17 protein-coding genes are annotated in these 12,334 nt (G+C 64.0%); 12 read left to right on the top strand and 5 right to left on the bottom strand.

Going from position 1 to position 12,334, the window contains the following annotated elements:
• Nucleotides 1–192: 192 nt before the first annotated feature.
• From IEV82_RS16715 to IEV82_RS16675, 9 genes are all read left to right on the top strand, one after another.
• Nucleotides 193–630, top strand: a complete 438-nt coding sequence (locus tag IEV82_RS16715) for a ferritin family protein (RefSeq protein WP_188483168.1) — start codon at nt 193–195, stop codon at nt 628–630.
• A 24-nt stretch (nt 631–654) separates the two neighbouring features.
• Entirely contained in the window at nt 655–1,092 is a 438-nt protein-coding gene (locus IEV82_RS16710) for a hypothetical protein (protein WP_188483167.1), read from the top strand.
• Nucleotides 1,089–1,490 carry a phage holin family protein gene (locus tag IEV82_RS16705; RefSeq protein WP_188483166.1) on the top strand — a complete coding sequence of 134 codons (402 nt, stop codon included), beginning with the start codon at nt 1,089–1,091 and terminating at the stop codon, nt 1,488–1,490. The genes IEV82_RS16710 and IEV82_RS16705 overlap by 4 nt, the downstream gene beginning before the upstream one ends.
• A complete protein-coding gene (locus IEV82_RS16700; RefSeq protein WP_188483165.1) occupies nt 1,483–2,226 on the top strand; it encodes a DUF3618 domain-containing protein in 744 nt (247 codons plus the stop codon). Before IEV82_RS16705 ends, IEV82_RS16700 begins: the two co-directional genes overlap by 8 nt.
• Entirely contained in the window at nt 2,223–3,248 is a 1,026-nt protein-coding gene (locus IEV82_RS16695; protein WP_188483164.1) for an AI-2E family transporter, read from the top strand. Before IEV82_RS16700 ends, IEV82_RS16695 begins: the two co-directional genes overlap by 4 nt.
• Before the next feature lies 1 nt (nt 3,249).
• Entirely contained in the window at nt 3,250–4,221 is a 972-nt protein-coding gene (locus IEV82_RS16690; protein WP_188483163.1) for an amidoligase family protein, read from the top strand.
• Nucleotides 4,218–4,931, top strand: coding sequence for a gamma-glutamyl-gamma-aminobutyrate hydrolase family protein (locus IEV82_RS16685; protein ID WP_188483162.1), 714 nt, complete (start codon nt 4,218–4,220; stop codon nt 4,929–4,931). The genes IEV82_RS16690 and IEV82_RS16685 overlap by 4 nt, the downstream gene beginning before the upstream one ends.
• Before the next feature lie 102 nt (nt 4,932–5,033).
• Entirely contained in the window at nt 5,034–5,225 is a 192-nt protein-coding gene (locus tag IEV82_RS16680; protein WP_188483161.1) for a hypothetical protein, read from the top strand.
• Nucleotides 5,226–5,309: 84 nt separating this feature from the next.
• On the top strand, nt 5,310–5,504 hold the full coding sequence (locus IEV82_RS16675; RefSeq protein WP_188483160.1) for a PLDc N-terminal domain-containing protein: 195 nt from the start codon (nt 5,310–5,312) through the stop codon (nt 5,502–5,504).
• Nucleotides 5,505–5,567: 63 nt separating this feature from the next.
• Here the strand turns inward: IEV82_RS16675 and IEV82_RS16670 are convergent, their stop codons facing one another.
• Nucleotides 5,568–5,990: a c-type cytochrome gene (locus tag IEV82_RS16670; protein ID WP_188483159.1), complete on the bottom strand. Its 423-nt coding sequence runs from the start codon at nt 5,988–5,990 to the stop codon at nt 5,568–5,570.
• A gap of 145 nt (nt 5,991–6,135) precedes the next feature.
• Between IEV82_RS16670 and IEV82_RS16665 the strand changes: the two genes are divergently transcribed.
• Nucleotides 6,136–6,570, top strand: a complete 435-nt coding sequence (locus tag IEV82_RS16665) for a DMT family transporter (RefSeq protein ID WP_188483158.1) — start codon at nt 6,136–6,138, stop codon at nt 6,568–6,570.
• Nucleotides 6,571–6,588: 18 nt separating this feature from the next.
• On the opposite strand, the gene IEV82_RS16660 is transcribed toward IEV82_RS16665, so the two are convergent.
• The 3 genes from IEV82_RS16660 to IEV82_RS16650 form a co-directional block, all read right to left on the bottom strand.
• Nucleotides 6,589–7,236, bottom strand: a complete 648-nt coding sequence (locus IEV82_RS16660) for a DUF3047 domain-containing protein (protein ID WP_308420451.1) — start codon at nt 7,234–7,236, stop codon at nt 6,589–6,591.
• A 96-nt stretch (nt 7,237–7,332) separates the two neighbouring features.
• Nucleotides 7,333–8,016: an ABC transporter ATP-binding protein gene (locus IEV82_RS16655; protein ID WP_188483157.1), complete on the bottom strand. Its 684-nt coding sequence runs from the start codon at nt 8,014–8,016 to the stop codon at nt 7,333–7,335.
• Nucleotides 8,009–9,295, bottom strand: a complete 1,287-nt coding sequence (locus IEV82_RS16650) for a lipoprotein-releasing ABC transporter permease subunit (RefSeq protein ID WP_188483156.1) — start codon at nt 9,293–9,295, stop codon at nt 8,009–8,011. The genes IEV82_RS16655 and IEV82_RS16650 overlap by 8 nt, the downstream gene beginning before the upstream one ends.
• A 322-nt stretch (nt 9,296–9,617) precedes the next feature.
• Here IEV82_RS16650 and IEV82_RS16645 point away from each other — a divergent pair, with 322 nt between their 5' ends.
• Both IEV82_RS16645 and IEV82_RS16640 read left to right on the top strand, forming a co-directional pair.
• Entirely contained in the window at nt 9,618–10,724 is a 1,107-nt protein-coding gene (locus IEV82_RS16645; protein ID WP_188483155.1) for a pyridoxal phosphate-dependent aminotransferase, read from the top strand.
• Between the two features lie 117 nt (nt 10,725–10,841).
• Nucleotides 10,842–11,057 (top strand): hypothetical protein, encoded by a 216-nt coding sequence (locus IEV82_RS16640; protein ID WP_188483154.1) that lies wholly within the window; start codon nt 10,842–10,844, stop codon nt 11,055–11,057.
• Here the strand turns inward: IEV82_RS16640 and IEV82_RS16635 are convergent.
• Nucleotides 11,046–12,242 carry a pyridoxal-phosphate-dependent aminotransferase family protein gene (locus IEV82_RS16635; protein WP_188483153.1) on the bottom strand — a complete coding sequence of 399 codons (1,197 nt, stop codon included), beginning with the start codon at nt 12,240–12,242 and terminating at the stop codon, nt 11,046–11,048. The two genes, IEV82_RS16640 and IEV82_RS16635, sit on opposite strands and share 12 nt — an antisense overlap.
• Nucleotides 12,243–12,334 lie beyond the last annotated feature (92 nt).

The following is a 12,334-nucleotide window of genomic DNA, read 5'->3' as shown; positions in this document are numbered from 1 at the left end:
TCCTGAAAAACTTGAGACCACAGATCCGGGCGTATCAATGACATCGCACGTTTCACACTGTCTGATGTCATGCCTGAAAGCACCGAGACTGTTGAGGTAAAGTGGCAACATCCGCCCAAGTGCGGCACCCGAATCCCCATTCGGGAACTCTGTCCCCTCCCGCGCGTTCTATCCACAACCGGGGAGGCCAGAATGCCCATCACATCATCACACACGCTGCAAGATCGTGTGCAGGCCTTGCTCGACCGATTGGTCGATATCGGCCATGGGTATGATCTGATTGTCGACCGGGCGCCCGCGTCGATCCGCAGGCTTGTGGCCGAGATCGCGGAACAGCACCTCAGGGATATCGAAGAACTCGACCGCCTCGCTTCTGACCGGGACATCCCTCTCGATCGGGACTGCACGGATATGATTGCGGGCGACCAGATCGCGGCCCGTCTGCGGGACGTCTTCGCGGACGATGATCGAAACGCGCTCGATGCCATCGTCATCGGCGAAGAGATCGTGGTGAAACGCTACGATGAGGTCATCGCGTGTCTGGCGCCGGACGATGATCTGCACGGCGTCTTGCTGGGCCATCGCGACGGGCTGCGCAACAAGGTCGCTCAGATTTTCGAAGCCGTGTGAACTGTTAATATCAAGGAGGCTGACATGAGCACCAATCCAAAGGCATTGCATGCCGCCAGCGAAAGCTCCCCCGACATGGCGCACGATGCGCGTATGCGGCTTGCAGCGTCGGCCCGCGACCAGGCCGAAACCGCGCGCCAGCGGACCGTAGGTACTGAAGAGGCGGAAACCGCAGGTCAGGACAGCCACCCTGACACGCTTCAGGATGCGGCCCTTGCGCAGCTTGGCGCGCAGATCAACGTCATTGCCGCGCGTTTCCAGGACACTTCCGTTGACGAGATGGTCGATGATGTCGCCGTCTTTGCCCGCAGGAATCCACTGCTCTTCCTCGGTGGCGCGGCGCTTGCCGGATTCGCCGCCGCGCGGTTTCTGAAATCGGGGGGCGGCTCGCAGACATCCGAAGAGGACGCGTTTGACCCGTGGTCCGGACACCTCCAGCCATCCAAGGAGGCGCAGCAGTGACACAGCCGAACCCCGGACCCGGCGATCTGCCCAGCCTGATCGGCAGCATCGTGGCCGAAGCGCGCGCGCTTTTGCGGACGGAATTGCAACTGGCCCGCCGCGAACTCTCCGACAGTGCCAGCCGTGCAGGCTCCGGGCTTCTGTTGTTCGGCCTTGCGGCCCTTGTCGCCTTTGTCGGCCTCAGCGCGCTGGCCGTGGCCGCTGTTCTGAGCGTCGCGGCATTGGGAGTGGACCATCACTGGGCGGCCCTGATCGTGGCCGTGGCCTTTCTCGTCATCGCCCTGATCCTTGCCCTGATCGGCAAATCACATCTGTCGGCAACTTCACTGGCCCCCAAACGAGCGATCAAACAGGTCAAGACCGACATCGACACCATAAAGGAGGCCGCGCGTGCCTGACGCAGAAGAACTCGAACGCAACGCCGAAACACACCGCGCGCAGCTGACCGACCGGATCAGTGCATTGTCGGCGTTGGTCAATCCGCAGGCTGCAGCACAGCGCACCATGGGCCAGACCGCCGATCTTGGCCAGACCCTCACCAAGGCTTTGTTCGACGGGGCCAAAAACGCGCCCTCGGGCTTTGTGCTGGTCGGCATCGGCGCGGCGATGATCGCCCTCAACAGCAGCCGGAACGGCAAAACACCGCCCACAGAACGCGACCAGATGGACGCGCAGCAGGACCGCACTGCCCGTCTGACACGTCCTGTGCAACAAGGTGCCAAGGCACAATCCGCCTCGGTGCTGCGCAAGTCGCTGGACAAGGGGCTGGACAAGCTGCCGCCGGACGCGCGCGCCCGTGTGACCGAGGCGCGGCTCAAGGTGATCGAGGCGCAGGAAAAGCTGGACCGTCAAGCCCGGCGCAGCGCTGAACAGGCGCGCAAGACGCATCAGGGCCAGCCCTTTCTGACCGGGGTGATTGCGGCCGGGATCGGCGCACTGATCGGCGCCCTTCTGCCCTCGACCAAGGCCGAGGCCGACCTGATGGGTGCGGCGCGCGACAGGATGATGCGCGATGCCGAGGCGCTGTTGCAGGCCGAGCTTGCGCAGCTTGAGCGTCAGGGCAAGGACGCCGTCGAAACCGGCCTGCGCAAGGCCAGCGCGGAAATGTCCGAACCGTCCCATGCGGCCAGATGATCACACCCCCTGAAACCCTTGCCCGCGTACAGACCGTCTGCATCGCCCTCGTGGCGCTTGTGACCGTGGTGGCGGCCATGCAGCTGGCCAAGGGGTTGCTTGCCCCGGTGGCGCTTGGCCTAGTCGTGGCGATTATCGCCGCTCCGGGGATGCGCCTGCTGGCCCGTCTGGGTATTCCCCGTGCGGTCAGCGCCAGCATCAGCCTTGTCTGCGTCGGCGCGGTCACAGTGCTGCTGATCGCCGGTCTTGGCCCCATCGTCATGGACCTGATCGCGCAGGTACCCCGGATCGAAGACGAGATCCGCTGGTGGGTGATCGAGGCCAGCCGCGCCATCCGGGGGCTGGAGACCATGCAAACCGAGATCGCGGAGCGTCTGGCCAAGGAAGGCGATGCCGTGGAAGACGCGATGCCGACACTGCTCGACGCGCTTTGGGTGGCGCCAAACTTTGCAGCACAACTGCTCACCTTTGCCGGCACATTCTTCTTTTTCACCCTGACCCAGAACGAGATCTACGGCACCTTCAAAAAACAGTCAGAGGCATTGCGACACGCAGACAAGGCGGTGTCGCATTATTTTTTGACCGTAACCGCGATCAATGGCGGGCTTGGCCTCGCCGTGTTTGCCGCGATGACCCTGATCGGGGTGCCCAACCCGATCCTCTGGGCCACGGCGGCGTTCATTCTGAACTTCGTGCTCTATCTCGGGCCGGTTCTGCTTTTGCTGGCACTTGGCGTTGTCGGCATTTCCGAATTTGGCGGTGCCTATTCGCTTTTGCCGGGCCTGAGCTATCTTTTGTTGAACATGACTGAAGCTCAATTCGTGACGCCGACCCTTGTGGGACAACGGCTGCAACTGAACCCGCTTGTGGTGTTCCTCGCGATCCTGTTCGGCCTGTGGCTCTGGGGGCCGATCGGTGGGATCATCTCTCTGCCAATGCTGGTTTGGCTGATAGCCTACCTTGCGCACCGACCGCAGCCGCAACCGCAACCCGACACCGATTTGGCACCAACACAGGCGTGACATGATCCAGACCAGACCCACCTTTCCTGCCCTGCCGATGGAACAGACCGCAGATGGCGAGGAACGTCTTTGCGGCATCGAGATCGAATTTGCCGGACCGACGGAACTGGAGACCGGCAGCCTGATCGCCAAGGAATTCGGCGGCACCGTAGAGGATCGCGGCGATCACAGCGTCGTGGTCAGCGGCACCCGCTTTGGCGACATCGAGGTGGAACTGGACATATCGCTGCGCAAACGCGACGACCTGCCCTTTCTCAAAGAGGGACTGGACGCCGTGCGCGGCCTGATCCCGGTCGAGGTCGTGACCCCGCCTCTGAGGCGGGAGCAGCTGGAGGAGTTCAACACCATCTGCACAGGGCTGCGGCGCATCGGAGCCATGGGCTCACGCAGCGGCGTCCTGCTGGGTTTTGGCGTGCACCTCAATCCCGAGGTCGTGGCCTCCGACCACCGCTTCACCCTCGACACGATCACCGCCTACGCGCTGCTTGAGCGGTGGCTGCGCGACAAGGAACAGGTCGACACGACCCGCCGGATGATGCCCTTCATCGGAGCATGGCCCAAGGCGATGATCTCGGATCTGGTGAACAACCGCAATGACAGCCTTGCCGACGTGATGCGCATGAGTGCCGTACATATCAAAAGCCGCAATCTGAGCCTTGATCTGCTGCCGCTCTTCAAACATGCGGAACCCGATCTCTTTGCCGACCTGTTCGACATAGACGACAAGACGACCGCGCGGCCGACCTTTCATTTCCGCCTGCCCGACAGCCGCATCGACGAGGCCGACTGGTCGCTGTGGCAACCCTGGCAGCTCTGGCGGCAGGTCGAGCTGGTGGCCGCGAACCGCACCTTGCTGGCCGCTCTGCAGGACGCATGGAAGGCCCATGATGCCGCGTGGTTCGAACGCGGCTCGGTCTGGATCAACACGATCGACACGCTGCTGCAGGACCACGATGCGAGGGCCGATATATGAGCCGTCCGATGATCGCCGTCACGACCTCGTCCCGCAGCGGGTGGCGCGTCTACCCGCTGGTCAACCTGAACCTGTGGATCACCGGCGGGCGCGGTGTCCGCTGGGGTGTCGGGCGCGTTGCCGATCTCGAAGATGTGGACGGGTTGATCATTGGCGGCGGTGACGATATCGGCCCCGATCTCTATGGCGGCAAGCTGGGCATTTCGCTGCGGCTCGACCACGCGCGCGACGACTTGGAACGCGGCTTGGCCGAAGCCGCGCTGGAGCGCAACATCCCCGTGCTGGGCATCTGCCGGGGGTCGCAGATGCTCAACGTGGCGCTTGGCGGTACGCTCGATCAGGACGCTTGGGCAACTTTCGGTGTCGAAGGCAAGATCAAGACCATCCTGCCCAAGCGCGAAATCTGCGTCGAGGACGACACCCACCTGTCGCTGATCAGCGGCGATGAGCCGATGAAGGTCAACGCGCTGCACACACAGGCGGTCGACCGTCTGGGGCAAGGGTTGCGGGTTTCGGCACGGGACACGAGCGGCATGGTGCAGGCGATCGAACGGGTGCGCGATCCCTTTGCACTGGGCGTGCAATGGCACCCCGAACACCTGTTCTACGCGCACCGACAACGCGCCATTTTCCGCGCGCTGGTGAGTGCCGCAAACGCCTATCGCAGCGAACGCAACCAGACCCGCGCCATGCGCGACGAACTGGCCTGAGCGGCGCGGCGCCACCCGACAGAGGACCGGGCTCCCGAAAAGGGGAACCCCTGCCCGATCCATGCGTTAAGCAGATGAACCTGTCATTATTAGAGGTATGGTATGTCCGCTCCATCAACAAACGTCGAAAAACAGAAGAAACGCCATCGCCCAGCCATCTGGGGAATGATCGCGGGCGGTATCTTTGCGGCGGCCCTGTTCCTCGCCTACCTCGCGAATCTCGCCGCCCAAGGCAATGAGCCGGGCGAGGGAACCGCTGATGAACCGGCGGCAGAGGCTGCGACCGACGGGTAAAATGTCTGGGGCCAGGTCGCGCAGATCATCACCGGAACAGCAACGTGACGACAGCGCCGCATCCGGCGCCGCAAGGAGTTCGCCATGGGTATTGAAATCACGGGCGTCGGAGGCCTGATCCTTCTTGTCCTCAACATTTGGGCCTTCGTGTCGATCATCGGCTCGAACAATTCCACCGGATCAAAGGTGCTGTGGTGCCTGCTGGTCCTGTTGCTGCCGATTATCGGCTTCATCATCTGGCTGATCGCGGGCCCCCGCTCGGCCTCGGCCAAGGCCTGAGCCAGACAAGCCAAAGCCCCACGCCAGCGTGCGCGGGGCTTCTTCGTGCATCAGTGCAACGGCCTAGCGCGCGGCCTGAATGCTCTCGATATATTCGACAAGAGCCACCAGCTTGCGCGGCGTCGGTGTCAGGACTCCGTCGCCGGTGTCCAACGGCACCAGATCCCCCTCCAGCAGCGCGCCGAATTCCGGCATGTTCGGCCCCGACAGGCTTGCCTTGGTATAGCCGTCGATGGTCGACAGCACCTCGACCGTGGGAAAGGTGCCGCCATTGCGCTGCGCGATCAGGGTAAGATCAGCCGGTGCCGTTTCCATAACGCGCGCCATCGGGCCGTTGCCCTTGGCATCGGCACCGTGACACACCGCGCAGTTTTCCATGAACAACGCCCGGCCATCGCTGGCCTCGGGCATCTCTTCGGGGGTACAGGCCGCCATCAGACCAACGGCCATGGCACCGATGGTGAGGCTGACTAGGGTTGGGCGCATTCCGGCCTCCTTGCTCGATTGTGCTTAGAGTGCCTGTCTTTGCGCGCCCACGCAACCATCCGAAACGCGCCGCACGGCTGTGGCCGTGACAATCGACCAAACACGGCGCAGTCTGCATGCGAATCGCGTCACAAAAAGGTCCCCCATGCCGATCTATGCCCTGACCATGCTGGCCGCCGGGATCGGCATTCCGCTTCTGGCTGCCCTGAATTCCGCCCTTGGCGTGCGGATCGGATCACCGGCAGCGGCAGCGCTGGTCCTCTTCTGCGTGGCGCTTCTGGCGACCAGCGCGGTGACGCTGATCACCGGGCCAAGGGCGCTTCTGAATATGCATCTGGCGCCCCGGCACCTGTTTCTGGCAGGGCTCTTCGTGGCGTTCTACGTGCTGTCGGTGACCTATATCGCACCGCATTTCGGCGTGGGCAACGCGGTGTTCTTCGTGCTTCTCGGACAGCTCATCTCGGCGGCGCTGATCGATCATTTCGGGCTGTTCGGCGCACGGGTCAGCCCGCTGACCCTGACCCGCAGCACCGGCATCGCGGTGATGGCGCTCGGTGTCTGGATCACGCAGCGGGCCTGAGCGGCAGCGAACCCGTCCTCAGTTGATGTTCAAGTCACTGATCGATGCGCGGATGCTGGTATCCGTGTCATCACTGTCACCCGAAAGCGCGAGGCCCACCAGCGCCGCGCCACCCCCGCCAAACGCATTGGCGTAATCACGCGAAAGGTTGACGTTTTCGTTGGCGTTGCCCGTGCCCGACCCGCGCAGCACGATCGTCCTGCCACGATCGCCCAGATACGGGCTGCCCAGAACGGCACCACGGTCATGCGCGCCGCCCCAGACATAGACCAGCACCCGCGCCGCGTCATTCGTCAGCAATTGCCGCACGCTGGCCCCCTTGAGAGCCTGCGCCTCGGCTGCGGGCAGGAACACGAAATAGAGCGCGAGGTTGCGGTCATCCCCGCCTTTCTGGCGCAGATCGGTGGGCGGCACACCTTCCTCAACGCTCCACGACCATGTCGCCGAGGACGCATCCCAAAAGCTTTCGGGCAAGGGGCGATAGGCCAGCGACACCGATCCGTTCGAGGCCACGCTCACCGATCCGCCATTGAACCCGTAGGTGTTCGACGAGAACAGCGAGAATTTCTGCGTCTTCCAGGTTCCGTCAAACGACACCGGCGCGGCCACAACAGGCGCGCTGGTCAGGCAAAGCAAAGTGGCAGCGGTGGCAATCAAACGCATCATGGGACACCCTTTCCAAGTTTCCCTGTGCCTATCAGCCCCACCTCCTCACCTGCATCAAACGTTCGCGTGATGTGGCTCTGCGTGAGACCGTGATCGTCAGGCGGGCAGGACCCTGCCCTGCTCAAGCCGCACCTGCCGGTCCATGCGCGCGGCAAGCTGCATGTTGTGCGTGGCGATCAACGCCGACATCCCGGTTTCGCGCACCAGCGTCATCAGTGCCTCGAACACCGTGTCCGATGTCGCAGGATCGAGGTTTCCCGTCGGCTCGTCCGCCAACAGCACAGACGGGCTGTTCGCGAGCGCCCGGCAGAACGCAACCCGCTGCTGTTCGCCACCCGACAGCGCGGCAGGACGGTGATGCGCACGCGGCGTGATGCCGACGATCCCCAGAAGATCCCGCGCCCGTGCATCAGCCTGCGCGCGGGGAACCCCGGCGGCCAGCTGCGGCAGCACGATGTTCTCCTGCGCGCTGAACTCGGGCAGCAGGTGGTGAAACTGGTAGACGAACCCCACCTCGTCGCGCCGCATCACCGTGCGCCTGTGGTCGGACGCGCCGGTCATGTCCGCCCCGGCGATCTCGACCCGGCCCCCATCCGGTGTGTCGAGCAGCCCGGCGATGTGCAGCAGCGTGGACTTGCCCGCACCCGATGGGGCCACAAGCGCCACCACTTCGCCCTTGGTCAGCGCAAGGTCGAGCCCGCGCAGCACCTCGACCGCCGCCGGAGTGCCCGCGTTGTAGGTCTTGGTGACCCCGGTCAATCGCAGCGTGACCTCACTCATACCGCAACGCCTCGACGGGGTTCATGCGTGCCGCCCGCCGCGCCGGAAAGATCGTCACGACGAAACTCAGCCCCAGCGACAGGGCCATGGCGCTCAGCACATCGCCCAAGCGCAATTGCGCGGGCAGTTCGTATATCCCGCGCACCGCCGGATCCCAGACGCCGCCCCCCGCGACATAGTTCACGAAGGAAAAGATCGGGTCGATATAGAGCGCGAAGAGACAGCCCAACACCACACCCGCCACCGTGCCGAGGATACCGGTGAACGCGCCGCAGATGAAGAACACCCGCAGCACCGCGCCCTCGGTGAGGCCCATGGTGCGCAGGATGCCGATGTCCCGGCCCTTGTTCTTGACCAGCATGATGAGCCCCGAAACGATGTTCATCGCCGCGATCAGAACGAGGATCGATAGGATGATGAACATCACGTTGTCCTCGATTTCCAAGGCCCGCAAGAACCCGCCACTTGCGTCCTGCCAGGTCCAGACCAGCGCACGCTGGCCCCCGGCCTCCAGGATCGGCACAGTCATGCGCTCCACCCGGTCGGGATCGGCGACCATCACCTCGATCTCGTCGGCAACGCCTTCGCGGTTGAAATACAGCTGTGCCTCGTCAAAGGGCATGTAGACCCGCGTGCGGTCGATATCGTAGCGTCCGGCGGTGAAGACATAGACCACCTCGTAGGCCTTGACCCGCGGGCTGGTGCCAAAGGCGGTGCGCACCCCGTCCGGCGAGATCAGCCTGACGCGATCGCCCAGCGCGACCCCCAGTTCGCGCGCCACGCCGGAGCCGATGGCGATGCCCTCGGAAAAGCGCTCCAGATCACCCTGCGCCGTCTCGGGATCGGCGATGCGCGGGATGGTGGCGAGGTCCTCGGGCGAGATGCCGAACACCTCGACCCCGGCATTGCGGCCGTTGGCCGTGGCCATGACCTGACCTTTGACCAATGGTGCGGCGCGAGTGACGCCGGGAACGGCGGTCAGACTTTTCGCCAGCGTCTCGTAGTCGGGAATGGCGCGCGAGGACCGGCCGGACTCATCAGCCTCCTGGGTGTAATAGACCGTGACATGGGCATTGGAGCCAAGGATCGTGTCGACGAATTCGGCGCGAAACCCAGAGCGCACGGCAAGTGTCGCGATCAGCGCGAAGACGGCAAGGGTGATGCCGATCAGGCTGATCCAGGTCATCACGCTGACTCCGCCCTCGGCACGGCGCGCGCGCAGGTAGCGCCACGCGATCATCCATTCGAACGGGGCAAAGGGTGGTGGGGTATGGGCCATGTCGGTCTCTTGCTGCTCTGGGGGATAAGTGGCCGTTTGACCCCGCAGGGTCAAGCCGCGCGGGGCAGGTCGGGTTGGGGTACGGTGGGTGGGGCGCGGATGATCAGGTCAGGCGGGCTGACCTGCCCTGTCTCGATCAGCTTTGCACGTCACTTGCAATCCCACCGATTTTTTTCACGCAACACATGGTTTCTTAACCCTTTCCCAGAATTTTATGACCGGGGGCAAAGATTTTTCGTACGAAAAATCTGACGACCCTGATTCTTCGTCGGAACAATCTTCGTGGCTTGTCCAAAAGCCGCGCGCTTGGCATAGACAAGGGATGACCGGACCCAGATATCCCGACCTGATCGCCAAGCTGCCCTCCACCGTGCCCTTCGTCGGCCCCGAAGTGCAGGAGCGCCAACGCGGTGCGCCGTTCCGCGCGCGGCTCGGGGCCAATGAAAGCGTCTTTGGCCCCTCACCCTTTGCCGTGGCCGCGATGCAGGATGCCGCGGGCCTCTGCTGGCAATATGCCGATGCCACCAATCACGACCTGATCCGCGCCATCGCCGAGCGCATGGAGGTCCGCCCGGACAACATCATCATCGGCGAAGGCATCGACGGTCTTCTGGGTTATCTTGTGCGCCTTCTGGTTGCCCCCGGCGATCCCGTGGTCACCTCGGACGGCGCGTATCCTACGTTCAACTACCATGTGGTGGGCTTCGGCGGCACTCTGCACAAGGTGCCATTTCACAAGGATCACGAAGACATCGACGCGCTCATGGCCAAGGCGGCCGAGGTTGAGGCAAAGCTGGTCTACCTGTCCAACCCCGACAACCCGATGGGCAGCTGGCACAGTGGCGCCAAGATCGAAAAGGCGCTTGATGCCCTGCCCGACGGCACGCTGCTGCTGCTGGACGAGGCCTATATCGAATTCGCCCCCGAGGGCACCGCGCCCAATATCGACGCGGACGATCCCCGCGTGATCCGCATGCGCACCTTTTCCAAGGCGATGGGCATGGCGGGCGCGCGGGTGGGCTACGGCATCGGCGCGCCCGCGCTGATCAAGAGCTTCGACAAGGTGCGCAACCATTTCGGCATGTCCCGGATCTCGCAGGCTGGTGCCCTGGCCGCGTTCGAGGACACCGCCTGGCTGGACGAGGTCGTCACGCTGGTGGCCGACGCGCGCAGCCGCATCGCCTCGATCGCGCGGGCCAATCGCCTGACGCCCCTGCCTTCGGCCACGAATTTCGTCACCGTGGATTGCGGCCGCGACGGGGATTTCGCCAAGGCGGTGCTCGCAGGCCTGATCGACGAGGGCGTGTTCGTGCGGATGCCGTTTGTCTCGCCCGGAAACCGCGCGATTCGCATCAGCGCAGGCCGACCCGCTGATCTCGACATCCTCGAAGAGGCGCTGCCACGGGCGTTGGAAACGGCGCGCGGTTAGGTGCAGCACCTGCATCTTCACGAAAAATTTGCCGCTTTGCCCCAAATTGACGCTGACTGCATGCCGATCTGCGCTATTCTGCCGCGGATAGGGTACAACACAGGCGTGGAGAGGCAGATGGACGAGCATCACCCCAAACAGGTCGCGGATTACACGATCGCAGCGCTGGTCCTGATCTTCATCAATCTTTTGTGGATTTTCGGGGTGATCTGGGTTCAGTTCGGGCTGGCAGCCGTAATCCTCACCGGCTGGGCGCTGAACCAGGGAATCCACTGGCTGGCCCGGTTCAAGGCCAGCCGCGCGATCCAATGGCCACGGGAATCAGACGCCTGAGATCACCTTGGCCGCGGCACTGGCCCCACCCGCCCGGTGCGGAATGTCCAGCGCACCAAGACCTGCCTCGACCACGCCCAGCAGACCGAGGATCATGTGAACGTTCACATGGCCCATATGCCCGAACCGGAAGAACCCGTCGCTCTTTGGGTCGTCCTCGCTGGCCATGCCCAGCCCGATGCCCAGCGTCACGCCGGCCTCATCGGCGCACCAACGGCGCAGTCGGGTGCCGTTGGGTTTGCCGATGGACATCGCGGTCACCGCATGGCTGCGCACCGCCGGATCGGCGATATTGAGTCGCAGCGGCCCGTCCTGCCCCCAATGCTCCACCGCCGCCCAGATCGCCCGCGCCAGCGTTTCGTGCCGTTGCCAGATCGCCTCCATCCCCTCGGCATGGATGATGTCGAGCGCGGCGCGCAATCCGTAGATGTGATGCGTGGGCGCGGTGCCGCTGAAATACTGGTAGAACGCCTCGGGCGCGGCGCGCTGGGTCCAGTCCCAATAGGTGCTGACATGGCGGAGCCGCCGACGCCCCTCTGCCGCCTTGTCGTTGAAGAACAGGAACGCCAGACCCGGCGGGCACATCAGCCCCTTCTGCGACCCGGTGAGCGCAACGTCGACCCCCCAGCCATCCATCTCGAACCTGTCGCAGCCCATCGCGGCAATACAATCGGCCATCAACAGCGCCGGATGGCCCAGATCGTCGAGGATCTTCCGCAGCGGGGCAAATTCGTTCCGGTTCGAGCTTGACGTATCGACATGCACAGCCATCACCGCCTTGTAGGCATGCCCGTTGTCGGCCCGCAGCGCCGCCTCCGCCCGCTCCAGATCGAACGTCCCGCCATTCGGGAACTCGAGCAGATCGACCTCGATCCCGCGCGCCTCGGCGATGCGGGCCCAGCCGATGGCAAAGTGCCCCGTGGACAGAACCAGCACCTTTTCACCAACCGCCACCGTGTTGGCGAGCGCCGCCTCCCATGCGCCGTGACCATTGCTGATATAGATCGCCACATGCCCGTCGGTGCGCGCCACGCGCTTCAGGTCGGTCACAAGTCCCGGCATCATGTCGGGCAATTCGCCCTCGTAGATGTTGGGCGACGCGCGGTGCATGGCCCGCAGAACGGCGTCCGGAACCACGGAGGGACCGGGAATGGCAAGATAGGTGCGACCATTGGCAAGCGACATGAGCAACCTCGGCAGGATGGGGAACGCCTGCCGAACCGACAGGTCGGCGCACTCTAGCCTGCCCAGCCGCACCGTCAATGACCCACGGTGCT

The sequence above is a fragment of the Marivita lacus genome (genome assembly GCF_014637725.1).
Taxonomy (GTDB): domain Bacteria; phylum Pseudomonadota; class Alphaproteobacteria; order Rhodobacterales; family Rhodobacteraceae; genus Marivita; species Marivita lacus.
The sequence above is the reverse complement of the archived record's forward strand: the minus strand, read 5'-3'. Positions and strand labels throughout refer to the sequence as shown.

What these genes read in the sequence shown, in the direction of transcription:
- IEV82_RS16715 (WP_188483168.1), top strand. Translation starts at nt 193, where the DNA reads ATGCCCATCACATCATCACACACGCTGCAAGATCGTGTGCAGGCCTTG.
- IEV82_RS16710 (WP_188483167.1), top strand. Translation starts at nt 655, where the DNA reads ATGAGCACCAATCCAAAGGCATTGCATGCCGCCAGCGAAAGCTCCCCC.
- IEV82_RS16695 (WP_188483164.1), top strand. Translation starts at nt 2,223, where the DNA reads ATGATCACACCCCCTGAAACCCTTGCCCGCGTACAGACCGTCTGCATC.
- IEV82_RS16690 (WP_188483163.1), top strand. Translation starts at nt 3,250, where the DNA reads ATGATCCAGACCAGACCCACCTTTCCTGCCCTGCCGATGGAACAGACC.
- IEV82_RS16685 (WP_188483162.1), top strand. Translation starts at nt 4,218, where the DNA reads ATGAGCCGTCCGATGATCGCCGTCACGACCTCGTCCCGCAGCGGGTGG.
- IEV82_RS16680 (WP_188483161.1), top strand. Translation starts at nt 5,034, where the DNA reads ATGTCCGCTCCATCAACAAACGTCGAAAAACAGAAGAAACGCCATCGC.
- IEV82_RS16675 (WP_188483160.1), top strand. Translation starts at nt 5,310, where the DNA reads ATGGGTATTGAAATCACGGGCGTCGGAGGCCTGATCCTTCTTGTCCTC.
- IEV82_RS16670 (WP_188483159.1), bottom strand. Translation starts at nt 5,990, where the DNA reads ATGCGCCCAACCCTAGTCAGCCTCACCATCGGTGCCATGGCCGTTGGT.
- IEV82_RS16665 (WP_188483158.1), top strand. Translation starts at nt 6,136, where the DNA reads ATGCCGATCTATGCCCTGACCATGCTGGCCGCCGGGATCGGCATTCCG.
- IEV82_RS16660 (WP_308420451.1), bottom strand. Translation starts at nt 7,236, where the DNA reads ATGATGCGTTTGATTGCCACCGCTGCCACTTTGCTTTGCCTGACCAGC.
- IEV82_RS16655 (WP_188483157.1), bottom strand. Translation starts at nt 8,016, where the DNA reads ATGAGTGAGGTCACGCTGCGATTGACCGGGGTCACCAAGACCTACAAC.
- IEV82_RS16650 (WP_188483156.1), bottom strand. Translation starts at nt 9,295, where the DNA reads ATGGCCCATACCCCACCACCCTTTGCCCCGTTCGAATGGATGATCGCG.
- IEV82_RS16645 (WP_188483155.1), top strand. Translation starts at nt 9,618, where the DNA reads ATGACCGGACCCAGATATCCCGACCTGATCGCCAAGCTGCCCTCCACC.
- IEV82_RS16640 (WP_188483154.1), top strand. Translation starts at nt 10,842, where the DNA reads ATGGACGAGCATCACCCCAAACAGGTCGCGGATTACACGATCGCAGCG.
- IEV82_RS16635 (WP_188483153.1), bottom strand. Translation starts at nt 12,242, where the DNA reads ATGTCGCTTGCCAATGGTCGCACCTATCTTGCCATTCCCGGTCCCTCC.